21 protein-coding genes and 1 riboswitch are annotated in these 24,890 nt (G+C 72.5%); of the genes, 10 read left to right on the top strand and 11 right to left on the bottom strand.

Translation table 11 applies throughout. From position 1 onward, the window contains the following. Positions 1-62 precede the first annotated feature (62 nt). Both ACIBF8_RS24520 and ACIBF8_RS24515 read left to right on the top strand, forming a co-directional pair. Positions 63-401 carry a co-chaperone GroES gene (locus ACIBF8_RS24520; RefSeq protein WP_030327790.1) on the top strand — a complete coding sequence of 113 codons (339 nt, stop codon included), beginning with the start codon at positions 63-65 and terminating at the stop codon, positions 399-401. Between the two features lie 93 nt (positions 402-494). Further along, a complete protein-coding gene (locus tag ACIBF8_RS24515; protein WP_167337262.1) occupies positions 495-662 on the top strand; it encodes a hypothetical protein in 168 nt (55 codons plus the stop codon). Between the two features lie 24 nt (positions 663-686). Here ACIBF8_RS24515 and ACIBF8_RS24510 read toward each other — a convergent pair whose 3' ends face one another. Beyond that, on the bottom strand, positions 687-2,180 hold the full coding sequence (locus ACIBF8_RS24510; RefSeq protein WP_396785904.1) for a PrsW family intramembrane metalloprotease: 1,494 nt from the start codon (positions 2,178-2,180) through the stop codon (positions 687-689). A 23-nt stretch (positions 2,181-2,203) separates the two neighbouring features. Continuing rightward, a riboswitch (SAM riboswitch) is annotated at positions 2,204-2,324 on the top strand. Positions 2,325-2,370: 46 nt separating this feature from the next. Between ACIBF8_RS24510 and ACIBF8_RS24505 the strand changes: the two genes are divergently transcribed. Next, a complete protein-coding gene (locus tag ACIBF8_RS24505) occupies positions 2,371-3,630 on the top strand; it encodes an aminotransferase class V-fold PLP-dependent enzyme (RefSeq protein ID WP_396785902.1) in 1,260 nt (419 codons plus the stop codon). A gap of 24 nt (positions 3,631-3,654) precedes the next feature. Here the strand turns inward: ACIBF8_RS24505 and ACIBF8_RS24500 are convergent, their stop codons facing one another. Beyond that, entirely contained in the window at positions 3,655-4,890 is a 1,236-nt protein-coding gene (locus ACIBF8_RS24500) for an aromatic acid exporter family protein (RefSeq protein ID WP_396786031.1), read from the bottom strand. A gap of 106 nt (positions 4,891-4,996) precedes the next feature. On the opposite strand from ACIBF8_RS24500, the gene ACIBF8_RS24495 reads away from it, so the two are divergent. Beyond that, positions 4,997-5,653: a metal-dependent phosphohydrolase gene (locus tag ACIBF8_RS24495; protein WP_396785900.1), complete on the top strand. Its 657-nt coding sequence runs from the start codon at positions 4,997-4,999 to the stop codon at positions 5,651-5,653. Here ACIBF8_RS24495 and ACIBF8_RS24490 read toward each other — a convergent pair. Next, positions 5,625-5,909: a DUF4031 domain-containing protein gene (locus ACIBF8_RS24490; RefSeq protein WP_396785899.1), complete on the bottom strand. Its 285-nt coding sequence runs from the start codon at positions 5,907-5,909 to the stop codon at positions 5,625-5,627. The genes ACIBF8_RS24495 and ACIBF8_RS24490 overlap by 29 nt on opposite strands. A 68-nt stretch (positions 5,910-5,977) precedes the next feature. Here ACIBF8_RS24490 and ACIBF8_RS24485 point away from each other — a divergent pair, with 68 nt between their 5' ends. Further along, a complete protein-coding gene (locus ACIBF8_RS24485; protein ID WP_396785898.1) occupies positions 5,978-7,378 on the top strand; it encodes an FAD-binding oxidoreductase in 1,401 nt (466 codons plus the stop codon). A gap of 10 nt (positions 7,379-7,388) precedes the next feature. Here ACIBF8_RS24485 and ACIBF8_RS24480 read toward each other — a convergent pair whose 3' ends face one another. Both ACIBF8_RS24480 and ACIBF8_RS24475 read right to left on the bottom strand, forming a co-directional pair. Then, positions 7,389-7,925, bottom strand: coding sequence for a hypothetical protein (locus ACIBF8_RS24480; RefSeq protein WP_396785897.1), 537 nt, complete (start codon positions 7,923-7,925; stop codon positions 7,389-7,391). Positions 7,926-8,013: 88 nt separating this feature from the next. Then, the gene (locus ACIBF8_RS24475; protein ID WP_396786030.1) at positions 8,014-9,831 is read right to left on the bottom strand and encodes a glycerol-3-phosphate dehydrogenase/oxidase; all 1,818 of its coding nucleotides are present in this window, start codon (positions 9,829-9,831) and stop codon (positions 8,014-8,016) included. A 228-nt stretch (positions 9,832-10,059) separates the two neighbouring features. On the opposite strand from ACIBF8_RS24475, the gene ACIBF8_RS24470 reads away from it, so the two are divergent. The 3 genes from ACIBF8_RS24470 (at position 10,060) to ACIBF8_RS24460 (ending at position 14,008) form a co-directional block, all read left to right on the top strand. Beyond that, positions 10,060-12,678, top strand: a complete 2,619-nt coding sequence (locus tag ACIBF8_RS24470; RefSeq protein WP_396785896.1) for a S8 family serine peptidase — start codon at positions 10,060-10,062, stop codon at positions 12,676-12,678. A 69-nt stretch (positions 12,679-12,747) separates the two neighbouring features. Beyond that, a complete protein-coding gene (locus tag ACIBF8_RS24465; protein ID WP_396785894.1) occupies positions 12,748-13,680 on the top strand; it encodes a GNAT family N-acetyltransferase in 933 nt (310 codons plus the stop codon). 79 nt (positions 13,681-13,759) lie between these two features. Continuing rightward, complete coding sequence (locus ACIBF8_RS24460) at positions 13,760-14,008, top strand: hypothetical protein (protein WP_396785893.1); 249 nt, start codon at positions 13,760-13,762, stop codon at positions 14,006-14,008. A gap of 56 nt (positions 14,009-14,064) precedes the next feature. Here ACIBF8_RS24460 and groL read toward each other — a convergent pair whose 3' ends face one another. From groL to ACIBF8_RS24445, 3 genes are all read right to left on the bottom strand, one after another. Beyond that, positions 14,065-15,687 carry a chaperonin GroEL gene (gene groL / locus ACIBF8_RS24455; RefSeq protein ID WP_030490078.1) on the bottom strand — a complete coding sequence of 541 codons (1,623 nt, stop codon included), beginning with the start codon at positions 15,685-15,687 and terminating at the stop codon, positions 14,065-14,067. Between the two features lie 273 nt (positions 15,688-15,960). After that, positions 15,961-17,136, bottom strand: coding sequence for a hypothetical protein (locus ACIBF8_RS24450; protein WP_396785891.1), 1,176 nt, complete (start codon positions 17,134-17,136; stop codon positions 15,961-15,963). 96 nt (positions 17,137-17,232) lie between these two features. After that, positions 17,233-17,436: a cold-shock protein gene (locus tag ACIBF8_RS24445; RefSeq protein WP_196920002.1), complete on the bottom strand. Its 204-nt coding sequence runs from the start codon at positions 17,434-17,436 to the stop codon at positions 17,233-17,235. Between the two features lie 211 nt (positions 17,437-17,647). On the opposite strand from ACIBF8_RS24445, the gene ACIBF8_RS24440 reads away from it, so the two are divergent. Next, complete coding sequence (locus ACIBF8_RS24440; protein ID WP_396785889.1) at positions 17,648-18,178, top strand: GNAT family N-acetyltransferase; 531 nt, start codon at positions 17,648-17,650, stop codon at positions 18,176-18,178. A 144-nt stretch (positions 18,179-18,322) separates the two neighbouring features. Here ACIBF8_RS24440 and paaN read toward each other — a convergent pair whose 3' ends face one another. After that, positions 18,323-19,996 (bottom strand): phenylacetic acid degradation protein PaaN, encoded by a 1,674-nt coding sequence (paaN, locus tag ACIBF8_RS24435; protein WP_396785888.1) that lies wholly within the window; start codon positions 19,994-19,996, stop codon positions 18,323-18,325. 130 nt (positions 19,997-20,126) lie between these two features. On the opposite strand from paaN, the gene ACIBF8_RS24430 reads away from it, so the two are divergent. Further along, positions 20,127-22,319, top strand: a complete 2,193-nt coding sequence (locus ACIBF8_RS24430) for a hypothetical protein (protein ID WP_396785887.1) — start codon at positions 20,127-20,129, stop codon at positions 22,317-22,319. Positions 22,320-22,328: 9 nt separating this feature from the next. Here the strand turns inward: ACIBF8_RS24430 and ACIBF8_RS24425 are convergent, their stop codons facing one another. Together ACIBF8_RS24425 and thrC are read right to left on the bottom strand one after the other, a co-directional pair. Continuing rightward, the gene (locus ACIBF8_RS24425) at positions 22,329-23,348 is read right to left on the bottom strand and encodes a GNAT family N-acetyltransferase (protein WP_396785886.1); all 1,020 of its coding nucleotides are present in this window, start codon (positions 23,346-23,348) and stop codon (positions 22,329-22,331) included. Between the two features lie 251 nt (positions 23,349-23,599). Further along, a complete protein-coding gene (gene thrC / locus ACIBF8_RS24420) occupies positions 23,600-24,886 on the bottom strand; it encodes a threonine synthase (RefSeq protein ID WP_396785885.1) in 1,287 nt (428 codons plus the stop codon). Positions 24,887-24,890: the final 4 nt, after the last annotated feature.

Here is a 24,890-nt window from a genome sequence, read left to right as displayed (position 1 = left end):
CCCGACCGCCTTGGCCGTAACCACCGCCCGGCCGCCGTCGGCCACACGGTAGCGTCTGCGGCGTGACCGCCGACAACGATCTCGACGCCGGCCTGCCGATCCGCCTGCTGCACGACCGCGTGCTGGTGCGAATGGAGGGCAGCGAGGGCGAACGCCGCTCCACCGCTGGCATCGTCATTCCGGCGACCGCCGCGGTCGGCAAGCGCCTCGCCTGGGCCACCGCGGTCGGCGTCGGGCCGAACGTTCGCGCCATCGTCTCCGGCGACCGGGTGCTCTTCGACCCGGACGACCGCTCCGAGGTCGAGCTGCACGGCCGCGGATACGTGCTGCTGCGCGAGCGGGACGTGCACGCCGTGGCCGCCGAGCGGATCGAGAACGACTCGACCGGCCTCTACCTCTGACGCACCTCCCCCGGCCACCAGGCCCCGTCCCGCACCGTTTGCCCGGCCGCACGACGGGAAGCCATCCGGCGACCGTGGCCCTGGGGAGGGACGATGCCGGTATTCGTGAAGAAGCTGTTGACCTGGGGCAGTGTCGCGTTCCTGATCTACTTCATGGCCTTCCGGCCGGACGGCGCCGCGCAGATGTTCCGGGCGATCGGGGCCGCCCTGATCGCGATGTTCCAGGGCCTCGGTGACTTCCTCACCTCGCTGATGACCTGAGCCGCCAGCCGGCGACCGCCCGCCTCAGGGGTGCGCCGGCGGCCAGGGCGGCGCCGATCGCGGGCCGGGCCAGCCGGGCGGGGCGTACCCCACCGGAGCCGGAGCGGGTGCCAGCACCACCGGGATCGGCACCACCGGCTCGTCCGGCGCGTCCACCGGACGCTGCGTACCGTCCGGGAAGCGCAGGTGGTAGCGGCTGCCGTCCCAGACGCCCGCCGGAGCCTGCGGGTCCCGACCGACGAAGAACGACCGGTACGCGCTGATCGCGTCCAGCAGTTCCCGCTCCTCGCGGGCGGTCCGCTCCTGGTCGGCGGGCTTGCGGTCCAGGCCGCGCAGCGTCCCGTCACGCAGCAGGGCCAGCCGGGTGGCGGCGGACTGGTAGCCGCGCATCGCCCGCACCCCGGCGTCGCCGGCCACCCGCCGCGCCCAACTGCGGGCGGCGTGCCGCCTGCCGAGGCTGCTCAGCGCGGCCACCTCGGGTGGGCTGAGCCAGCCGGTGCGTACGTAGTCGGGCAACACGCGCTCGGTGAGCCGCCCCTCCCAGGCGCGCAACCACAGCGCCAGCCCCACCGTGCCGAAGAAGACCGGCACCATCAGGCCCAGGAAGCCGTACAGCATGATCATGGCCTCGCCGGTGGCCTGGGTCAGCGTGGGCAGCAGGTTCCACGTGCCGTGCAGCATCATCGCCAGCAGCAGGCCGGCGATCGGGGCGAGCACCCGGATGCGCCGGTCCGCGGTACGGGAGGCGATGCCCAACCCGACACCGGTCATCGAGGTGAAAAGGGGATGGGCGAACCCGAACAGCAGGATCCGCAGGATGAAGATCGCGATGACCTGCTGGATGCCGGTGGCCGGGCCGTACCGGTCGGCACCGGACGCGTAGCCCAACCCGCCCAGGTAGAGGATGTTCTCCACCATCGCGAAGCCGACCGCGGCGAGCCCGCAGTAGACCAGGCCGTCGGTGATCCCGGACCACTCGCGTCGGCGGAACACCAGCAGCAGGATCGGGCCCAGCGCCTTGGTCAGCTCTTCGATGAACGGTGCCACCAGCACACCGGTGAGCGCGGACGGCAGGCCCCAGTCGGCGAAACGGTTGGCGGCGAAGTCGTTCACCGTGAGCGACGCGGCGGTGGAGACGAACGCCCCCCAGGCGAAGCAGAAGATCAGATACTTCAGCGGCTCCGGTTCGTACCGGTCCAGCCAGAGAAAGCAGGCGACCAGCACCGGCACCGGCAGGATGGCGGCGATCACCCCGATCAGCAGGGCCTGCGCACCGAGCGACTGGCCGAGCGTGAAGACCATGAACACCGCGCACGCCGCGATGAGCAGCACCACCCCGGCCAGCACCAGGAACCGCCGCCAGCCCAGTCGGCGCAGCGGCATCCGGGGCGCCTCGCCCTGGGCCGGGGCGGTCGGCGCGGGCGGCGTCGACGCGGGCGACGGCGGCAGCGGTGAACCGGGCGGGGTGTCGTCCATGCGGTCAGCGTAGCCATCCACTGCCGGCTGGTTCGGTCGCATCGGTAGCCGCTATGCTGCCCGCAGGTCACGAGCGCCAGCGTCAAGCCCCGGCTTGCTGGCCGGCAACCCTCGTCGAGTTCGCGGTGGGGTGCCCCGGGTGATGACCGGGCCCAGCCCGATCGGTGTGCTGGGCAAGCGCGGACCCCGTCCCGATGCCGCACCCGGGGTCCCTGACCCCGGAGGTTCCGGCGTGTCCGTCACTCTCGTCCCCTCGCTGCCCACCCTGCCCACCGCGCCGTCCGCGCCGCTCGACGTCCTCGGCGTGCCCGGCGAGATCAACCTGGACTACGCGGCCAGTGCGCCGTGCGCGCGGGCCGCCGCCGACGCCGTGGCCGAGCTGCTGCCCTGGTACGCCAGCGTGCATCGCGGAGCGGGCGCGCTGTCGCGGCGCTGCACCCTGGCGTACGAGCAGGCCCGGCAGACGATCGGTGACTTCTTCGGTGCGCGCGCCGAGGATCACGTGATCTTCACCCGCAACACCACCGACGCGCTCAACCTGTTGGCGCGGGCCGTGCCGGCCGGCACGACGGTGGTCACGTTCGCCGGGGAGCACCATGCCAACCTGCTGCCCTGGCCGCGCGGCTCGGTACGGCTGCCGGTGCCCACCGAGCCCGACGGGGCGGTACGCGACCTCGCCGCCGCCCTCACCGAGCTGCGCCGGGGCAGCAACCCGGCGCTGCCGGTGCTGGTCGCGGTGACCGGTGCGAGCAACGTGACCGGTGAGCGGTGGCCGGTCGCCGAGCTGGCCCGGGTGGCCCACCGGCACGGTGCCCGGATCGTGCTCGACGCCGCGCAACTCGCCCCGCACGCCCCGGTCGACCTACCCGCGCTGGACGTCGACTACCTGGCCGTGTCCGGCCACAAGCTGTACGCGCCGTTCGGTGCGGGCGTGCTGATCGGCCGGGCGGACTGGCTGGACGCCGCCCCGCCGTACCTGGCCGGCGGTGGGGCCACCAGCCACGTCGGGCCGGCCACCCATGACGTGACCTGGGCGACCGGCCCGGCCCGACACGAGGGCGGCACCCCGAACCTGCTCGGCGCGGTGGCGCTGGCGGCGGTGTGCGCGGCGCTCGACGACGCGGACCAGGACGCGCTGGCCGCCCACGAGCAGGCCCTGCTGGCCCGGCTGCGGACCGGCCTCGCCGCCCTGCCGCACGTGGTCGAGCTGCGCACCTTCGGCCCGGACGCGCCCCGGGTCGGCATCGTCTCGTTCGTGGTCGCCGGTTGGGACTCCGCCGAGGTGGCCGCGCGACTGGCCGCCGAGCACCACATCGGCGTACGAGACGGGTTGTTCTGCGCCCACCCGCTGGCCCGACGTCTGCTCAGCGAGGCGGCGGGGCGTACCGGCCGGCGGGACCTGCCGCCCACCGCGCTGCGGGCCAGCATCGGCCTGGGCAGCACAGGGGCCCAGGTGGACCGGTTGCTCGCGGCGCTGGCCGAGCTGGGTTGAGGCCCGGCCGGCGGTGGCCCTCGCTCAGCCGACCGGCGGGGCGGTGGGTGGCTTCGGCGTCTCGTTGGGCTCGGCGGGCTCACCGACCGGACGCTCCTGCTCACCGAAGGCGGTGCGGATCCACCGGTTCGCCTCCTCCTGTTCGATCCCGGAGGCGACCAGCAGGTCGCTCGCCGTCGTACGGATCTGGGCGATCACCACACTGCCGGAGAACCCGACCCCGGTGCCGTACGCCCGACCGGCCTCGCTGACCGCCCGCAGCGACCGCTCTCGGGCCTTCTCCGGCTCCTCGCCGGCGGCGAACTCGTGCTTGAGCAGCCGGACCGACTCGGCGAGGTGGCCGATCGCGTCCGGCATCGGATCGGGCACCGGTTCCTCGTCCTCGACCAGCGTGACGGACCGGCGGATCAGCGTCCCGCTGTTGCGCATCGCCCGGTCGATGGGGTCGGCCGCCTCCGCGTAGTGGACCAGCTCGCTGCGGCGGTGCCAGCGGGCCGGGGAGAGCGTGACCGTCTCCTTCGCACCCTCGACCGCCTCGGCGAGCGTGGCCAGCTCCTCCTTGTTGTTGCGCAGCCGATCCAGTGCGCCCTGAATGCTGGCCCGGTCCCGGCTGCGCAGACCGTCGGCGGTGACGTCGAGCTGGGCGGCGAGCAGGTCCAGGGCCGGTCGGGCCGCCCGGTTGATCACGCGGAGCGGGTTCAGTGGCAGCAGCACCGCCGTGACCAGCAACGCGATCCCACCCCCGAGGAACGCGTCGACGAAGCGGGGGATCTCCAGGTTCTGGGTGGAGGGGCTCAGCGTGACGATCAGCACCGCTGTGGCCGCCGCCTGGATGACGATCGCCACGCTCGCCCCGGCGAAGATCGTGAGCAGGATCGCCACCGTGACCACCAGGCCGAGCTGCCACGCCCCGGTGCCGAGCAGGTAGATCAGCAGGTCGCCGACGGCCACCCCGACCCCCACCCCGACGATCAACTCCACGGTTCGGCGGAATCGTTGGCCGACCGACGCGGCCAGGGTGCCGACCGCGGAGATCGGCGCGAAGACCGGTTGCGGGTTGCCCAGCACCTTGTGCGAGATCAGGTACGCGAGGCCGGCAGCCAGCCCGGCCTGCAGGGCCAGTCCGCCGGCCATCCGGACCCGGTGCAGCCGGTCGTGCAGGGTGGCCCGGCCACGGTGGCGCAGCTGTTCGGTGGCCTCGGCGATCCGTGCGCCGTCGACGTCCACCAACCCCTCGCGCAGCGCGGTACGGCGCACCATCGGCTGTCGCTTGTCCCGGGCCACGGCCATGGGCGCGACTACCCGAGGTGGGCCCACTGAATCCTCCCGCCCCGCGCGTCGCGGACGGATGCGGCAGACTCGGGCGGTGGTTGATCTGCTGGACCGGTGGCGGGCGGCGGCCCGGGGTGCCGGCGCGCGGCCCGAACCGGACACGACCCGGGCCGGGGAGCACCTGCTCGCCCGGTGGCGGGAGCCGCACCGGCACTATCACACGCTGGCCCACCTGACGGCGGTGCTCGAGGTGGTGGACCAGCACGCCGACCTGGCCGGGAAGGCGGACGTGGTCCGGCTGGCGGCCTGGTTCCACGACGCGGTCTACGACCCTCGTGCCGCTGGCGACACCAACGAACGGGACAGCGCAGTACTGGCCCAGAGTGTGCTCACCGGGCTCGGGGTGCCGGCGTCCACGGCGGCCGAGGTACGCCGGTTGGTGCTGCTCACCGCCGGCCACACGGTGACACCGGGCGACCCGGACGCCGCCCTGCTCTGCGACGCGGACCTGGCCGTCCTGGCCGCGCCGCCCGCCGACTACGAGCGTTACGCGGCGGCGATCCGTCGGGAGTACGCCCATGTGCCGGAGCCCGCCTTCCGGGCTGGACGGGCCGCGGTGTTGACCGGCCTGCTGGCGCTGCCCGCGCTGTTCCGGCTGCCGCCGCTGGCGAGCCGGTGGGAGGAACCCGCCCGGGACAATGTGCGCCGCGAGCTGGCCGCGCTTACCGGGGACCCGGAGGAGACGCGCTGACCAGGTGCTTCGGGCGACGCAGGCCGGCGGCGCGGAGCAACCGGACCAGCTCTCGGCTCGGCACCACCTGGGCACCGAGCCACACCGCCGCCGCGAACCGGTCGGCCGGGATGTCGTAGTGGTCCCGGTCGAAGCCGCGCCGGGGCGCGCCGAGTGCTTCGGCGAAGGCGTGCAGTTCGGCGTACGACACGTCGCTGATCAGGTGTGACCAGAGCCGACCGCGCCACGGCCAGGCCGGCCGGTCCAGGTAGAGCATGGTGCCCAAGCTATCCCGCGCAGTCGATCATGTTGATGATCGCCGGCCGGCGACCTAGCCTCGGCTGCATGGCCCCCACCGCGCTCCTCGACGACCTGCGCGCCGCGCTCGGTGACGACGCCGTGCTCACCGACCCGGACCTGCTGCGCGTGCACCAGCGGGACGAGGCCGACCTGTGCGCCGCCGGCATCCCGCTGGTGGTGACCCGCCCGCGCACCACCGAGCAGGTGGTCGCCGTGGTTCAGGCCGCGGCGCGTCACGGCGTACCGGTGGTGCCGCAGGGCGCGCGGACCGGGCTGGCCGGCGCGGCGAACGCGGTGGACGGCGCGGTGCTGCTCAGCACCGTCGCGATGAACGAGATCCGGGAGATCGACCCGGTGAGCCGGATCGCGGTGGTTCAACCGGGGGTGGTCAACGCGGCGCTGGCCGGGGCGGTGGCCAAGCAGGGCCTCTGGTACCCGCCGGACCCCGGCTCCTGGGAGTCGTCCACGATCGGCGGCAACGTGGCCACCAACGCCGGCGGCATGTGCTGTGTGAAGTACGGCGTGACCACCGAGTACGTGCTGGGCCTGGAGGTCGTGCTCGCCTCCGGCGAGGTGCTGCGCACCGGGCGGCGTACCGCCAAGGGGGTGGCCGGCTACGACCTGACCCGGCTGTTCGTGGGTTCGGAGGGCACCCTCGGGGTGATCACCGAGGTGACCGTGGCGCTTCGGCCCGCCCCGGCCGACTCACTGACCCTGGTGGCGGTCTTCGGATCGACCGCCACGGCCGGGGCGGCGGTGGCCGAGATCGCGGCTCGCGGACTCACCCCCAGCCTGCTGGAGCTGCTGGACCAGACCCACCTGCGGGCGATCGAGGCGTACCAGCCGATGGGGTTGCGGACCGACGCGCAGGCTCTGTTGCTGGCCGCCGTCGACACCGGCACCCGGGCGGCGGGCGACCTGGCCGCGCTGGCCGAGGTGTGCGAGGCGGTCGGTGCCGACGAGGTCTATGCGGCCACCGACGCGGTCGAGGCGGCGGCGCTTCTCCAGGCCCGCCGACTGGCGCACCCGGCGATGGAGAAGTTCGCGGCCGACACCTACCCGGGCGGCAACGGCGGTCTGGTGATCGACGACGTGGCGGTGCCGCGCGGCGCACTCGCCGCGCTCCTGGACGGGGTCGCCCGGATCGCGGCCGAGTGCGAGGTGCCGATCGGAGTGGTGGGGCACGCCGGGGACGGCAACATGCACCCGAACATCGTGGTCGACCGGGCCGACCCGGCGAGCGTGCAGCGGGGCCGGCGGGCGTTCGACGAGATCATGCGGCTCGGCCTGGACCTGGGCGGCACGTGCACCGGTGAGCACGGGGTGGGGCTGCTCAAGCGGGACTGGCTGGCCCGGGAGATCGGGCCGGTCGGGGTCCGGGTGCACCAGGCGATCAAGTCCGCGCTCGACCCGGCCGGTCTGCTCAACCCGGGCAAGGTGCTCTGATCGACTGCGGTCAGCCCGTGACCTCGGCCGGGGTCGCCTGGGTGAGCAGCAGCAGGATCTCACCGGCGACCGGCGTGCGCTCCTCACCCGGGCAGTCCTGCGAGGTGATCAGCCCGGTCGAGGTGATCAGGCTGGACGTGAGCGCGTCGATACAGGTGGTCCGGTACCGCCGGGCCTGATCGGTCTCGTCGGCCAGCGCCGGGTTGGCGAGCAGCACCTGGAGTCGTTCGGTCAGCTCCGGTGCGAGGGTGCCCCGGGAGGTCACGCCGTCCCCGGCGCAGTCGACGCACTGCCACGCGCCGTTCCGCTCGACGCTCAGGGTGCGCAGTGGGCCGTCCTCGCCGAGTCGTTGGATGAGGCTGACCTGGCCGGCGGCGACCGTGGCGGGGATTTCCAGCTGCGATCCGCCGCCCACCACGCCGCCGGACGGTTGCGCCAGTGGCGTGCCCGGCTTGTCCCGGTCGAAGAGCGAGCACCCGGTCAGGGCACCGGCGAGCGCGAGGGCAAGGAGGGCTACGAGTAGACGAGGGCGCGGGCGGGCTAGCACGCGCGGAAACCTACCCCACCGTAGGTAGCGTCCGAAACCACCATCCGGGTCGGTATCGATGGTTACCCATCGGTAACGTCGCAATTCGTCATCTAGCGGACGGGCGCAGCTCCGCCTGATCGTCGCCGTCGCCCCGGTCGGCCGCGTAACCCCGGACGTCCGGAGCGCCGAGCCGGGCCGCGTCCGCCGCCGCGTCGTCCGGCATCAACTGGGACTGCCGCTCCGCCTCCACCCGGGCGCGGTAGTGCTCGACCTCACGCGCCCGGGTGGCCGCGTCCCAGCCGAGCACCGCGCCCATCAGCTCGGCCGTGTGTTCCGCCGACTCCAGCCCCCGGTGGCTGGTCTCGAACGAGATCCGGGTCCGCCGGGTCAGCACGTCCTCCAGGTGCAGCGCGCCCTCGGCTCGCGCCGCGTAGACGACCTCCGCCGCCAGGTATTCCGGCGCACCGGCCAGCGGGGAGGCCAGCAGTGGATCGGCGTCGACCAGCGCCAGCAGGTCCAGGGTGAGGGTGCCGTACCGCTCCAGCAGGTGCTCCACCACGCCCACCGGCACACCGTGCCGGCGCGCCAGGTCGGCCCGGTCCCGCCACATCGCCGGGTACCCGTCGGCGCCGAGCAGCGGCAGGTCGGCGGTACGGGACGGGCGGGCGCCGCCGAGCCGGCGGGCGGCCCGGTCGACCACGTCGGACGCCATCACCCGGTACGTCGTGTACTTGCCCCCGGCCACCAACAGCAGCCCGAGCATCGGCTCGAAGACCGCGTGCTCCCGGGAGAGCTTCGAGGTCGAGTCGGCCTCGCCGGCCAGCAGCGGTCGCAGCCCGGCGTACACCCCCTCGATGTCGGCGGTGGTCAGCGGCCGGTCCAGCACGGTGTTGACCTGCTGGAGGAGGTAGTCGATGTCACGGGCCGAGGCGGCCGGGTGGGACCGGTCCAGTCGCCAGTCGGTGTCCGTCGTGCCGATGATCCAGTGCCCGCCCCACGGGATGACGAAGAGCACCGAACTCGCCGTACGCAGGATGAGCCCCGTCTCGCCGGTGATCGCCGAGCGGGGCACCACCAGGTGCACCCCCTTGGAGGCGCGCACCCGGACGCCGGGCCGCAGGCCCACGTCGTTGAGCATCCGGGACATGTCGTCGCTCCACACCCCGGTGGCGGCGATGACGGTGCGGGCCTGCACCTCGAACTCCGCGTCCGGCGAGCCCGGCGGCGCCTCCAGGTCCCGGACGCGGACGCCAGTCACCTCACGCGCCTGCCGGATCAGCCCGACGGCGCGGGCACTGCTCACCACCGTGGCACCGAGGCTGGCCGCGGTGCGGGCCAGGGTGACCACCAACCGGGCGTCGTCGACCTGCCCGTCGTAGTAGCGGATCGCCCCGGCCAGCGCGTCGGCCCGCAGACTCGGGAAGATCCGTCGGGCGCCCTCCCGGGTCAGGTGACGGTGCAGGGGCATGCCCCGGCCACCGCCGAAGACCCCGGCGAAGGCGTCGTAGGCGGCCACGCCGGCGCCGTAGTACGAGCGGCGGAAGAACCGGGCCGGCAGGTCCCGCAGGCCCCGCCCGGCCGGCAGCGGCACCATGATCGGCACCGGGCGCACCAGGTGCGGCGCGAGCCGGGTGGCCAGCAGGCCGCGCTCGGTGAGCGCCTCGTGGACCAGGTGGAACTCCAGCTGCTCCAGGTAGCGCAGGCCACCGTGGATGAGCTTGCTGGACCGGCTGGAGGTGCCCGCGGCGAAGTCACGCGCCTCGACCAGCGCCACCTTCAGGCCCCGGGACGCCGCGTCCAGGGCAGCACCGGCACCGGTCACCCCACCGCCGATGACCAACACGTCGAAGCGCTCGGCGCGCAGTCGACGCAGGTCGGACGCGCGGCGGACCGGTGAGAGCTGACCGGCGACGGATCGGGAGATATTGGGGTCGCGCACCCTTCCACCGTAACCGCCGTGCCGGCGGGTCGACATTCGCCGCCCCTGCCTTCGCACTGTTCGATGACCAGTTGCAGCCTCCGCTCCCACTTCTTGATCAAGTGATGAAAAGTAGCTACCAGCGGCGCTTCTGACCTACTTTTCATCACTTGATCACCGCACGTCACGTCGACGCCGGTCCGAATCTGTTCATCGTGGTCGTAAGGTTCTCGGATGCACGGTCAGCCCGCACACCCCGGAATCAGCGACCGCAGTTCCCCGTGGCCGGTGGTCGCGGCGGTGTTGGTCGGCGGCTGGACGGTGGCGGTCACCGTGGCCACCCAGGCCGGCGGATGGGTCACCGATCAGGTGCTGTTGGGCTTCGGACGGGACCGCGTCGGCTGGCTCTGGCCGGTGCTCGGCCTGGCCACCGTCGTGCTGGTGGGCACACCCGCCCTGCTCCTGGCCGTCCTGCCCCGGTCGGCCACGGTCCGGGCCACGGGGCGGGTCTGGCTGCTCGGGGCACTCGTACTCGGCGTGCTCACACTGCTGCGGGTCGTGCCGCCGGTGCACCACGAGGCGTACCTCGCCGCGCTGGCCGGCGCGGCGGTGCTGACCGCGCTCGCCGTGCGCTGGTCGGCGCGCCGGACGGCCGCGTCGGACACAGGCGGCGCGTCCGGTGCCGCCGCGATGCTGGCCGCCGGGGACGGCACTGGTGGCACGGCGCCGATCGGTGACGCCGCACCGGAGGCCGCCGGCAGCCCGGGGCCCAGCGGTAGCGCCGCACCGGAGGCCGCCGGCAGCCCGGGGCCGAGCGGTAGCGCCGCACCGGAGGCCGGCCAGGGCCATGAGCCGGCCGGCCGCCAGTGGGGGTTGCGGGGGCTCGGCCCGGTGCCGCTGCTCGCGATCGCCGCCGGGTTGGCACTGCTGCTGCCGTGGGCCTGGCTGGGCGCGCTCGGCGGCCTCCTGGAGACCGCGCTCGCGCTGCTGGCGGCCGCCGCGCTCGGGGTGCTGGCCACGACCCTGCTGGACGCGTCGTTCTGGTCCCGGTTCGCGGTGGGGCGCCCGCCCCGGCCCGCACGGCTGGTGCTGGTCGGCGGCTTGGTCGCCGGGATCGGGCTGCTACTGCTCGCGGCCGGGACCGGCCAGTCCGGCGCGCAGTTGCCCGCACTGCTGACCCTGCCGCCGGTGGGCTTCGCCCTGGCCGCGCTCTGGGCCGCGACCTGGCGGCCCACCGCCGACCCCGCCGAGGCCATCCGCGCCGGCCGAACGGCGACCGGCTGGCTCGTGGGCCTGGCCGCACTCGGCCCGCTGGCCTTCACCGACCCGGAAGAGATCACCCTGCTGCTGGTCGGCACCCGGGACGTGCCGTTCTGGGTGGCGGCCGCCGCCGGTGCCGGGCTCGCCGTCGCGGTCCTGGTCGCCATCGGGTACGCGGTGCTGCTCGCCCGGCCGACGGCCGGCGCCCCGAACCGGCGGTTCGCCGCGGCGGCGGCCGTGCTGCTGCTGGTGACGTTCGGCGTGGTCGACCTCGGTCCCGGGCAACCGGGCCTGTACGGCGAGCGGCTGTTCGTGGTGCTACGCGCGCAGGCCGACCTGAGCGGTCTTCCGACCGGCACGGGTCGGGCCGGTCGGGACGCCCGCGCGACGGAGGTCTACCGGCGGCTCGTGACGACCGCCGAGCAGAGCCAGGGCGACCTGCTTCGAGGGCTGAACCGGCTGCGCCTCGACCCGGTGTCCTACTACCTGGTCAACGCCGTCGAGGTGGACGGCGGCCCGGCGGTGCGGGCCTGGCTGGCCCGCCGGCCGGAGGTGGCCCGGGTGCTGGTCAGCCAGCGCCTGCGCCCGCTGCCGGCCCCGGCGGGGCAGAATCGGGGCAGCGCGCCCAAGCCCACCGGCCCGGAGTGGAACATCCGGCAGATCGGCGCCGACCGGGTGTGGTCCCAACTCGGGGTGACCGGCACGGGCGTCGTGGTCGGCAGCTCCGATTCGGGGGTGGACGGCACCCATCCGGCGCTGCGAGCTGGGTTCCGTGGTGGGAACGACTCCTGGTACGACCCGTGGGACGGCACCCGGAGCCCCACCGACCAGGGCGGGCACGGCACCCACACGGTGGGCAGCGCGGTCGGGCGGGACGGCATCGGAGTGGCGCCGGACGCGCAGTGGGTGGGCTGCGTCAACCTGGATCGCAACCTCGGCAGCCCCGGGCACTACCTGGACTGTCTCCAGTTCATGCTGGCGCCCTTTCCGGCCGGCGGCGACCCGTTCACGGACGGACGTCCGGAGCGCGCCCCGCAGGTGCTCACCAACTCGTGGGGCTGCCCGCCCATCGAGGGCTGCGACCGGGGGGTCCTGCTGCCAGCCACCGCCGCGCTGGACGCCGCCGGGATCTTCGTGGCCGTCGCGGCCGGCAACACCGGGCCATGGTGTGCGTCGATCGACGATCCGCCGGCCCCGTACGCGGACGTGCTGACCGTGGGCGCGGTGGACGCGCAGCGGCGGGTCGCCGAGTTCTCCTCGCGCGGGCCGGTGCCGGACGGCACCGGCAAGCCGGACGTGCTGGCACCGGGGGTGGGCGTGGTGTCGGCCATGCCGGGCGGCACGTACGCCGCGCTGGACGGCACGTCGATGGCGACTCCGCAGGTGGCCGGGGTGGTCGCGCTGATGTGGTCGGCGAACCCGGCGCTGGTTGGCGACGTGACCCGGACCCGGCAGATCCTGCGGGAGACCGCCACGGCGGCGACGCCCACCTACCGCTCCGACAGCCCCTCCGACGCCTGCGGCGCTCCGTCGAACGTCACGGGCGCCGGCCAGGTCGACGCCTACGCGGCCGTGCGTGCCGCCCAGCAATAGGCAGGCTTATTTACTGAAGCGTCGGATGGGGGTGCGGCCCGGGCACCTGGTGATCTAGGGTCGGCGACCATGGACGCCGAGATCACCGTCACCGAGCTGACCGCCGACCTGGCCCCCACCGTCGTGCAGCTCTGCGAGCAGGCACTGGACCTGCCCGAGGACGCCACCGAGGCGAACCCCATCGTGGACGTGCTCTGGCCTCGGGCCACCGCCGACCGACAGGTGGTGGCGCTGGGCGCGTACCGGGGCGCGGACCTGGTCGGGGTGTTGATCTGCTCGGAGTCGTCGACCGAGCCGGGCATCGGGCACGTCGACCTGGTCGCGGTCCTCCCCGAGCAGCGCCGCCGAGGCGTCGGCCGTTCGCTGGTGCGCCGGGCCGAGCAGGTGCTCGCCGAGCGCGGCGTGACCGAGGTGCTGCTGGCCGGGAACCCGCCGTACTACGCGTGGCCGGGCATCGACGTCCGCTACACGCCGGCGGTCTGCGCCGCCCTCGCGCTCGGTTACCAGCAGGACCGGACCGCCTGGAACATGACCGCCGACCTGTCGTACGACGGGTCGCCGGCACTGCGGTCCACCGAAGCGACGGAGCGGCGGCTGGCCGATCAGGGTGTCACCGTACGCCGGGCGGAGCCGGCGGATCTGCCGGCGCTGACGGCGTTCGCCCGGTCCACCTTCGGCGGCACCTGGGACGGCGAGTTGGCCGGGTCGGTCGGGCGGGCCGACGCCGGTTGCCACCTGGCGGAGCGGGACGGCGAGGTGCTCGGCTTCGCCGCGTACGGGTCGTCGCGGCCGAGCTGGTTCGGGCCGATGGGCACCGCACCGGCCGCCGAGGGGTCGGGCATCGGCGGGGTGCTGCTGCGGCGCTGCCTACGCGACCAGCGGGCGGCAGGGCTGGACCGGGCACAGATCGGCTGGGTGGGGCCGGTGCCGTTCTACTCGGGCAGCGCGGGCGCCTGGATCGAGCGGGTCTTCTTCCTGTACCGACGGACGTTGACGGAATAAACACGTCAAACGGGACATGGATCCATTCGCCCGCATCGGGCCATCGACGCCCCCTACCGTTTCGGTAGAGGAGGCAGCCATGACCACGGATGACAACCAGACCGAGGACGGCCCGCCGATCACCTGGAAACCGATCGGTGAACTCCCCGGCCAACTGCCGTTCGACCGGCTCGACTACGGCGATGCCGAGCAACTGGCCGAGATGACCACCGACGGTGAGCCATCGCCGGTCGAGGAGCCGCAGGAGATGGTGGACGCGCCGATCCACCTGCCTCCGCCGTACAACCGGGCACAGAAACGGCGCAACCAGCGTCCCCTACCCACCTGACGACGAACGGGGCGGACCGCGTCAGCGGCCCGCCCCGTTCGGTGTCGGAACTGGACTCAGAAGTCCATGTCCCCGCCACCCGGGCCAGCCGGGGCAGCCGGGGTCTTCTCCGGCTTGTCCGCGACAACGGCCTCGGTGGTGAGGAAGAGCGCCGCGATGGAAGCGGCGTTCTGCAGCGCCGAACGCGTCACCTTGGCCGGGTCGATGATGCCCGCGGCCAGCAGGTCGACGTACTCGCCGTTGGCGGCGTTGAGACCGTGACCCGCTTCGAGGTTACGGACCTTCTCCACCACGACGCCGCCCTCAAGGCCGGCGTTGACGGCGATCTGCCGCAGCGGGGCGTCCAGCGCGACCTTGACGATGTTCGCACCGGTCGCCTCGTCGCCGACCAGGTCGAGCTTGTCGAAGGCGGTCTTGCCGGCCTGCACCAGCGCGACGCCACCACCCGGGACGATGCCCTCCTCGACGGCGGCCTTCGCGTTGCGAACGGCGTCCTCGATGCGGTGCTTGCGCTCCTTGAGCTCGACCTCGGTGGCCGCGCCGACCTTGATCACCGCAACGCCGCCGGCCAGCTTGGCCAGCCGCTCCTGCAGCTTCTCCCGGTCGTAGTCGGAGTCGCTCTTGTCGATCTCGGCCCGGATCTGGTTGACCCGGCCCTGGATCTGCTCGGCGTCACCGGCACCGTCGACGATGGTGGTCTCGTCCTTGGTCACCACGACCTTGCGGGCGCGGCCCAGCATGTCGAGGCTGGCGGCGTCGAGCTTGAGGCCGACCTCCTCGCTGATGACCTGGCCACCGGCGAGGATGGCGATGTCGGTCAGCATGGCCTTGCGGCGGTCACCGAAGCCCGGCGCCTTGACGGCGACCGACTTGAAGGTGCCACGGACCTTGTTGACCACCAGGGTGGCCAGGGCCTCGCCCTCCAGGTCCTCGGCGATGATCAGCAGCGGCTTGCCCGACTGCATGACCTTCTCCAGGATCGGGAGCAGGTCCTTCACCGACGAGATCTTGCTGTTGGCGATCAGGATGTACGGGTCGTCGAAGACGGCCTCCATACGCTCCGGGTCGGTCATGAAGTAGGCCGAGATGTAGCCCTTGTCGAAGCGCATACCCTCGGTGAGCTCCAGCTCCAGCCCGAAGGTGTTGCTCTCCTCGACGGTGATGACGCCTTCCTTGCCGACCTTGTCCATCGCCTCGGCGATGATCTCGCCGACGGTGCTGTCGCCAGCGGAGATGGAGGCGGTGGAGGCGATCTGCTCCTTGGTCTCGACGTCCTTGGCGAGCTTGGACAGCTCCTCCGAGACGCTCGCGACCGCAGCCTCGATGCCCCGCTTCAGGGCCATCGGGTTGGCGCCAGCGGCCACGTTGCGCAGGCCCTCGCGAACCAGGGCCTGGGCCAGGACGGTCGCCGTCGTCGTGCCGTCACCGGCAACGTCGTCGGTCTTCTTGGCGACCTCCTTGACCAGCTCAGCGCCGATCTTCTCGTACGGGTCCTCGAGCTCGATCTCCTTGGCGATGCTCACACCATCGTTGGTGATGGTGGGGGCACCCCACTTCTTCTCGAGCACGACGTTGCGGCCCTTGGGGCCGAGGGTCACCTTTACGGCGTCGGCGAGCTGGTTCATGCCCCGCTCGAGGCCGCGGCGCGCCTCTTCGTCGAACGCGATCATCTTGGCCATACGGCGTTGTCCTCCTGGACACTCACGGGCCACCCGAGATGTGTGCCCCCGGATGGGCCGCCTGGTGTACGCACCTTGGGACGTCGCCACCTGGCGACGACGACGTCCTTCGGCCGGGCCGGATAGCCCGCGACGACCGGCCATGTGCCGCCCCGGCGTCTCCACGCCGATGCAACCTGGCCCCACCGTCCCGACCATTGGCACTCACGGTATGCGAGTGCCAATGACTTGTTTAGCACTCTCCCCTGCCGAGTGCAAGCACGATGCTGCCGCTCAGCCGAGTTCCGCAGCCAGTCCAGCGCTGTTCACCGGTGCCTCATGGGCCCGCTGCTCGGTGTACGTCACCAGCAGACCGATCATCTGGGCGAGATGGGCGGGCAGCGCCAGCACGGCGGTGATCCCGATCACCACCACCGCCCCGACGGCGGTGCCCGGCGACGCCAGCGGATCCGTACCGAGCGCGGAGGTACCCACTCCCTCCAGACCAGCGGGGATCAGGGTGCCGACGATCACCGCGAGGGCCACCAGGGCCACTCGACCGAGCAGCAGGCCGAGCCGGTCGTGGAACATCCGGAACGATCGACCGATCGGGTTGTGGCGTTCGAAGAGGTAGACCGGGCCGGCCATGCTCAGCGCGAAGGCCAGGTAGATGCCGGGCAGCACGCAGAAGCAGAACCCGACGCCGATGAGCACGCTGATCAGCAGGGTCCAGCCCCACAGCCCGAGCGCCCGACGCAGGCCGTAGCGCAGCGCCGACTCCAGGCTGGCTGGCTGACCGGCGGCCTGTTGGGAGATCACCCAGGTGCCAGCGGCCCACCCGACGGCCTGCACCAAACCGACCAACAGGCTGCCACCGACCAACACCACCAGGAGACTCAGCAACTCGGCGGCGAAGTTGTCCGGCAGCGCGGCGGTCGGATTCGACTCGGCCTGGGCAGCCCAGTTGGCCGACGGGTCGACGCCGAGGGAGATCACCGAGAGCACCGCCGCGGGCAGCACCTGGGTGAGCAGCATGATGGGTACCAATTGCCGCCACCCGCGGCGCAGCGCTCCCGCGCACCGGTTGAACCAGCCACCGAGACCGGCGCCCGGCGGCGTGACCAGGGGGTCGTTCGGGTCGTAGCCGTAACCCGACGGGTACCAGCCGACCGGCGCCCCCGGATACCACGGCTGCCCGCCATAGGGTCCCGCTCCCGGCGGGTAGCCACCGGTGGGCGGGAACACCCACCCCTGCGACGGCGGGGTCGCACCCCAGGTGCCCTGCGCGGGATCCCAGCCCGGCGGCGGGCCAGCCGGAGGCAGACCTGGCTGCCAGCCGGGCGGCGGGCCAGGCGGTGGGCCAGGCTGCGGGCCGGCAGGGCTGGAACCGCCAGCGGGCGAGGACGGGTCGGACGGGCCCGGCTCTCCCGGCCCGGAGGGCGGAGTGGGCGGGGGCGGCTGGTCAGTCATGAACGCTCCTCGGCATTGGCTGGAACGGTTCACGATCTTCCCGGCTGCGCGGCTCTGCCGCAGCCCCGACTCGCGGGGGCCGACCGGTCAGGAATCTCAGCCGATGACGCGTACGTGCTCCGCCTGCGGGCCCTTCTGACCCTGGGCGACCTCGAACTCCACCCGCTGACCGTCGTCCAGCGCCTTGTAACCGTCCATCTCGATCGCGGAGAAGTGGACGAACACGTCCTGACCGCCGTCGACGGCGATGAAGCCGTAGCCCTTTTCGGCGTTGAACCACTTCACGGTGCCCTGTGCCACGGTGCACTTCCCTCACTCTGCGCGGTGTTGCCTGACCCGGCGCACGGCGCAGCCGGGCGCCTCGGACCACCGACTCAGCGATCGATGACCGCCATTGAAGCAGGTGACCGAAATCGCACGCTACACGAGCAGTGACAGCCGCGCACGGCCACAAATCGGACACACGTCGGGGCTGCCCGTGGCGTCCATCCCCTGTGGTAGGCATGCGGGCATGACCACCGACACCGGCTCACCCGCCCTACGGCGCGCGGAGATCCGCCGGGTCCGGCCGGCGGACGCCGCTCGGATGCGGGCGCTTCGCCTGGAGATGCTCGCCGACGCGCCGTTGGCCTTCCTGGAGACCCTGGCGGACGCGGCAGCCCGACCGCACAACGAGTTCGCCGCCCGGGTCGCGTACACCTCAGCCGGCTCCCACAACGCGCAGTTCGTCGCCGACCCGGGCGGCCGGCTGGTCGGGCACGCCGGGGGCACGACCGCCCCCAACGAACCCGGGCTGACCGTGATCTACGCCGTGTACGTCACGCCGACCTGGCGGGGCAGCGGGCTGCTCGGCGAGCTGATCGATGAGGTGGCCGCCTGGTCGCGGGCCTGCGGCCGACCGGAGCTGCTGCTGGAGGTGGTGGTCGGCAACGACCGGGCCTACCGCGCCTACCAGCGCCTGGGCTTCAAAGACACCGGCGTACGGGTCCCGCACCCCACCATCCCAGCCCTGACCGAGCTACAAATGCGCCGACCAGCCTGACCCCAACCCCCACCTGACCCCGTTGATCAAGAGGTTTGCGTCAGAACAAGCACCAATGTTGACGCAAACCTCTTGATCACCGCCAAGAGGCGACCAGCGTGCCCACGGCGGGCTGCCCGGGGTAACCCCAACCGCAACCACAGATCAGACGTGCCGCCGAGACTGCACGATCCGGAACCGGTTGGCCACGTACGCCCCGTCCGTCAACGCCGAGTTGGCCGCCGCGTTCGCCCCGCTGCCGTGGAAGTCGGAGAACGCCGCCGACTGGTTGACGAAGACCCCACCGGTGAGGTTGCAGGACAGGTGCACCCCGACCTCGACCGCCGCCGCTTCGGCGGCGTCCAGCACCGCCTCGTCCGTCGAGTAGACCCCGGCGGTGAGCGCGCCCTTCTCGCCGACCGTCCGGCGGAGCAGTTCCAGGCTGTGCGCCGTCGAGTCGGTGGCGATCGCGAACGAGATCGGTCCGAACCACTCCCGGCCGTACGTCTCCGCGTCGTCCGCGGTCAGCTTCACGATCGTCGGGGTACGCACCACCGCGTCGGCGTACGACGGGTGGGCCACCGCCCGCGACTCCAGCACCGGCTCGCCGACCTTGGTGACCTCGGCCAGCCGCTCCAGCACCCCGCCGTTGACGATGGCGCCGGTCAGCTCCACGCCCCGGGCCGGGTCCGCGGTGAGCTTGCCGACCGCTGCGGCGATCCCGCCGGCCACCTGGTCGAAGCTCTTGTGCCCCTGGTCGGTCTCGATGCCCCCGCTGGGAATGAGGATGTTCTGCGAGGTGGTGCACATCTGCCCGCTGTAGAGGGTCAGCGTGAAACCGAGGTTGCGGCACATGCCGGCGAAGTCGTCGGTGGAGTCGATGACGACGGTGTTCAGGCCGGCCTTCTCGGTGTAGACCGATGCCTGCCGGGCGTGCGTCTCCAACCAGTCGCCGTATTCGGTGGAGCCGGTGAAGTCGACGATCTTGACGGAGCGGTGCAGGGCCAGGTCGCTGGCGAGCTTCTCGCCGGGCGCCTCGGCGGCCAGCATGATCAGGTTCGGGTCGAAGCCGGCCTCGACGAGGACCTCCCGGGCGTACTTCACGGTGATGGCCAGCGGCAGCACCGCGCGCGGGTGCGGCTTGACGATCACCGGGTTGCCGGTGACCAGCGAGGCGAACAGCCCGGGGTACGAGTTCCAGGTCGGGAAGGTGTTGCAGCCGATCACCAGCGCCACCCCACGCGGCACCACGTGGAACGTCTTGGTCATCCGCAGCGGGTCGCCCTTGCCGGCGGCCTTCTCCCAGCCCGCCGTGCCCGGGTGCCGGGTCATCTCGGCGTACGCGTAAGCCAGCGCCTCCAGCGCCCGGTCCAGCGCGTGCGCGCCACCGGCCTGGAAGGCCATCACGAACGCCTGCCCGCTGGTGAACTGCACCGCGTTGGCCAGCTCGAAGATGTGCTTGTGCAGCCGGTCGAGGATCTCCAGGCAGACGCCCACCCGGGCCTGCGGGCCGGCATCGCGCCACGCCGGCAGCGCGGCGGAGGCGGCGCTGACCAACTCGCCGGGGCTGGCGTGCGGGTAACGCACGGCCAGCTCCACCCCGAACGGGCTCGTCTCGGTGGCGACCCGAGCGCCCGCGCCGGGCTGGTCGAGCGGGAAGTCTCCACCGAGGTACGCCTCAAAGGCGGCCTTGCCGTCGGCGGCGGCGGTCTCGCCGTACACGCGGGGGCTGGGAGATTCTGGGTAGGCGGACCAGTAGCCCCGCTCCGTGATCGCGGTCAGCGCACGGTTGAGGGTGTCGGCGTGCCTGTCGTACAGGGGATGCGGGGTCTCCGTCATGCCCGCCATCATGCCGCAGTCGGGTTCGGGTGCAGAAGCGCCAATGACCGACAGCACCGGGGTTGCCCACGGCAGCAGCGGGTAACCGCGGGCCTTCCGGCCAGGAAAGCCGGCCACGGGAGGGCTGCGGGTGAGGATCACCGAGATCCGGGTGCACGGGGTCGCCGACAAGGGGCCCGAGACGATCCTCGACCGACCGATCGTCGCGCGGGTCGCGGGAGACGACAACGCGGGCTTCTACCGGCCGCGGCCCGGCTACGGTGCCCCCGCGGACCGCGACGGGGTCACGCTTGAGGCGTACCGCTGGAGCCGGCTGACCGGCGGCACCGCGACCCGGACGTTCTCCCTGGTCCTGCTCCTGCCGTTCATGCTCAGCAACATCGCGGTCTGGATGCTGCCGGTCACCGGTCGCGGCGGCCGTGCCGCGCGGGCGCTGTGCCGGCTGCTGGCCGCGACGATGACCGCGATGTACGTCCTCACCACCGTCGGGGTGTCCCTCGACCTGATCGCCTGGCAGTGCGCGGCCTACCCAAGGTGTCTGGAGGGGCGGCGGGAGATCTCCTGGCTGGGGGGTGTGCCGCCCGGGCAGCGGCTGGCGCTGCTGGCCGTACCGCCGATCATCGTGATCGCCCTGATCTGGCGGCTCGGTGCCCGGACCTGGCAGCTCCCCGAGGACAGCGACCAGGTGCCCGGGGTGGGTGCGGACCGGCTCGACGCGCCCGCCTTCTGGGACACCCGCTCGCTGCTGCGCCGCCTGCGCTCGATTCACGTCGCGGTGGCGCTGGGCACGCTCAACATCACTCTGCTGCTGGCTCTGGCACCGCACGACGCCACCCTGCCCGGCTGGCTGCTGCTGGCCGCGGACGTCGCGCTGCTCGCCGGCGCGCTGGTGCTGCTCTGCCGACCGGCGATTGAGCGACGCGGGAAGCAGGACCAGCGAAGTTCGCGGACGATCCGTTGGGCGGCCGTTGCGCTCACCGCACTGACCCTGGGGTACGCGTTGGTGCCACGGCCGCCGTGGAGGGCCGAGGGGATGTTGCCGGGGTACGAGACGCTCGCCGCCGGCCTGTTCGCCGGGCAGGTAGTGCTGCTCGCGATGCTCGGCCTGGTGGTCGTGGTCCAGCGCCGTTCCCTTCCCCGTCCCCTCTTCCTGCTGGCCGGGCTGGGCGCGCCGGTGCTGACAACCGTCGCGATCGGGCTGGGCGTCGCCTACGACTCGGGCCTGACCTACGGGCTTGCCGAGTATCTGGACCGTGGTTCCAGCCCGACGCCGGCACGGCCGCCACCGCCCGGTGCGCCGCCGCTGTCGCCACCGGTCGCCTACCGCTGGGTCACCCTCGGTTTCTCCCTGGCCGTGCTGCTGGTGCTCGTGACGGCCCTGCTCATACCCCGGATCGGCCATGCTCGTCGCCGCCGGGGGGCCGAGGAACTGGTCCGGCGGGACTACCCGGAAGCCTCCCGGGCGGCCCCCGAACGGGTCCGGGCCGTCCGCGACGCGATCGTGCGTGCCGGGCTGGCGGATCGGCTCGGGCCGCTGCTCGCCGCCGCGTACGTGATGTTGGCACTGCTCACCCTCGCGGCGGCCGGGCTCTCGGTGATCGGTCCCGGCCCGGGGGCGCTCGCGCTGCGAATGGGCGGCGAACCGCTGGCCCGTCCGGTGGTCTTCGTGACCGACCTGGGCGGCCTGCTGATCGGGCTGTTCGCCCTGGTCCTCGCCGTGATGGGACTGGTCGCCTACCGATCCGGCGCGATCCGGCTGGTCGGGGTGCTCTGGGAGCTGGCCACCTTCTGGCCTCGTGCCGCGCACCCGCTCGCCCCGCCGTGCTACGTCGAGCGGGCGGTCCCCGAGCTGACCCGTCGGATCGGGCAGTTGACCGCCGACGGGAACGCGGTGGTGCTGTCCGGGCAGAGTCACGGCAGCGTGCTCGCGGCGGCGACGGTCCTTCAACTCCCGGACCGCTGCCGCCGGCGAGTGGCCCTGCTGACCTGCGGCACCCCGCTCGGTAACCGCTACCGGCGGGTCTTCCCGGCGTACGTCAGCGACGAAATATTGCGCGAGGTCGGCGATCGGTTAGCCTGGCGGTGGATCAACCTGTGGCGGTACACCGACGCGGTGGGCGGACCGGTGTTCGTCCCGCTCGTGGACGGACCCGACGACCCGGCCGCCCGGGTCGACCGTCGGGTACGGGACCCGAAGGGACTCCTCATCCCACCGACCGACACCGTGCCCCCACCCGTGCAGGGCCACCGGTTCACCCCGGACGACGACTTCCACGAGGCGATCCGCGAACTGGTCGGGCGATTGGAGCGGACGGACGAGTGACCACCCGGCTCAGAGGGTGAGCTGCCAGTTGTTCCAGGAGTCCACCGGGCGGAAGCCGAGCTGCTCGTTGATCGCCACCATGTAGGTGTTGCTGGCCGCGTTCATGGTGTCGATCACTCGGACCGCCGGCTCGTGGGTGAGCAGGTGGTGCAGGTTCTCGGCCTTGGCGATCAGGCCGAGGCGGCGCCCTCGGTGGGCCGGGTCGACGATGGTGATCTGCTGGAACGCGTGCCAGTCGGCGGACGCGCCCACGTCCAGCAGGGTCCAGGCGACCAGCCGGCCGGACGCCTCGTGCAGGATCCCGAGGTGGTAGCGCCGCCGGCCCCTGGCGTCCAACGCCCGGTCGTTGCCACGGATGCGCTCGGCGTCCACCTGCTCCGGCTCCCACTGCACGTCGCCCATGGGCGCGTCCATGATGAGCCGGCTGTCCAGGTAGGCGATGTCCGCCACGTACTCCTGCGGGGTGGACCCCTGCCAGCAGACCGACTGGTAGCCCTCGGCCCGCGGCTGGGCCTCGGCCAGCGCGGCCCGCAGCGCAACCCGGTCGATCTTGGCGATCTCGAGCCGACGACGCACCTCGGCCAGGGCGGGTTGGGCGCCGGTCGAGGCGGCGAACGCGTCGCCCGCCACGCTTCGGGCGGGCCCGTCGGGCAGCGCGGAGACGGTCATCCCGACCACCCGCTTGCGGCCGTGCTCCCGCAGCAGGCGCAGCCCGTACTCGTGCAGGGCCCGGCCGACGCCCCGCCGCCGCAGCTCGGGATGCACCGTCAGCTCGACGGTGGCGTTATCGGTGTTGTCGAGATGTGGCAGGTCGAGCTGGAGGTAACCGGCTGGCACCCCGTCCAGCCGGGCCAGCGCCCAGAGCGACTCGGTGCCGGGCATCGGCGTGTGGAACAGCGCGTCGAAGCGTTGCCGGCAGAAGGGCGGAAGCTCCGGCAGATCGACGTCTCGGGCCGCCGCCCCGATCAGGTACGCCGCGTCGACGGCGGCTCGGTCGGCGCTGTCGAACGACGCGATCGTGATGCTCATGCCGATGAGCGTGCGCCCCGCAAAGCGATCGGGCCAGCGAATTAATCGCTGGCCCGATCGGACGTGGTCGGGAGGGACACTCGCACAACGCCTCCGGCGTTGGGTCGCAAGAACTTCAAAAGTCTTCGGCGAAATGCCCTCCCGCACGGAGCATCTTGCGCCGTCCGGTTCCTGCCGTCAAGTCCGTAGGGGCGGGTTTTCCACACTCACAGCGAAAACCCAGTTACCGACTGATCCACTCGGTCCCCGGGTCAGCCGAGGAGGCCGGCGTCGCGGGCGGCGCGCAGCGAGGGCTTGATGTGATGGGTCGGCCCGACCTGACCGGCCACCGCATCGATGGTCTTCAGTCCTTCACCGGTGTTGAACACGACTGTCTCGGCCGCCGGGTCGAGCCGACCGGACTCGACCAGCTTGCGCAGCACGGCGACGGTCACCCCGCCCGCGGTTTCGGCGAAGACCCCGGTGGTATGGGCCAGATCGCGGATGCCGGCACGGATCTCGTCGTCGTCGACGTACTCCATCCAACCGCCGGTACGGCGTACCGCCTCCAGGGCGTAGAGGCCGGCGGCCGGGTCGCCGATGTTCAGCGACTTGGCGATGCCGGTCGGCTTGACCGGGATGATCGTGTCGGTCTCGGCGTGCAGGGCGGTGGCGATCGGGTTGCAGCCAGCGGACTGGGCGCCGAAGACCTTCCAGCCACCGGCCGGCGCCTCGACCAGGCCGATCTCCACCAGCTCGGAGAACGCCTTGTCAATCTTGGTGAGCAGCTCACCGCTGGCCATCGGAATCACCACCTGCGCCGGGATCCGCCAGCCGAGCTGCTCGGCCACCTCGTAGCCGAGGGTCTTGGAACCCTCTGCGTAGTACGGCCGGACGTTCACGTTGACGAACGCGGTGTCCTCGAACTCGTCGGTCTCCACCAACTCGCCACAGAGCCGGTTGACATCGTCGTACGAGCCGTCGATGGCGACCAGCTCGCCGCCGTAGACGGCGGTGGTGATGACCTTGCCCTGCTCCAGGTCACTGGGGATGAAGACCACCGAGGGTACGCCGGCGCGGGCCGCGTGGGCGGCCACCGAGTTGGCCAGGTTGCCGGTCGACGCGCAGGCGAACCGGGTGAAGCCGAGCGCCTTGGCGGCGGTGAGCGCCACCGAGACGACCCGGTCCTTGAACGAGTGGGTGGGGTTGGCGCTGTCGTCCTTGACCCAGAGCGGCGCGGTGAAGCCCAACTCGGCGGCGAGGTGCGGGGCCGCCACCAGTGGGGTCAGCCCCGGGTCGAGGGTGACCCGGCTGGCCGGGTCCTGACCGGCGGGCAGCAGGGCGGCGTACCGCCAGATGTTCTGCGGGCCGGCCTCGATCTGCTCCCGGGTGACGGTGGCCAGCGCGGCGATGTCGTAGTCGACTTCCAGCGGGCCGAAACACTCGTAACAGGCGTGCTGCGCGGCGAGCGGGTAGCGGGCCGAACAGGCACGGCAGACCAGGGCGCGGGCGGGGCTGGCGGAGGTGTCGATGCCGGAGGCGGCGAGCGTCGACGTCATGTCG

The organism is Micromonospora sp. NPDC050276 (genome assembly GCF_044459545.1).
Classification (GTDB): Bacteria; Actinomycetota; Actinomycetes; order Mycobacteriales; family Micromonosporaceae; genus Micromonospora.
This window is presented reverse-complemented; position numbering and strand designations above follow the sequence as displayed.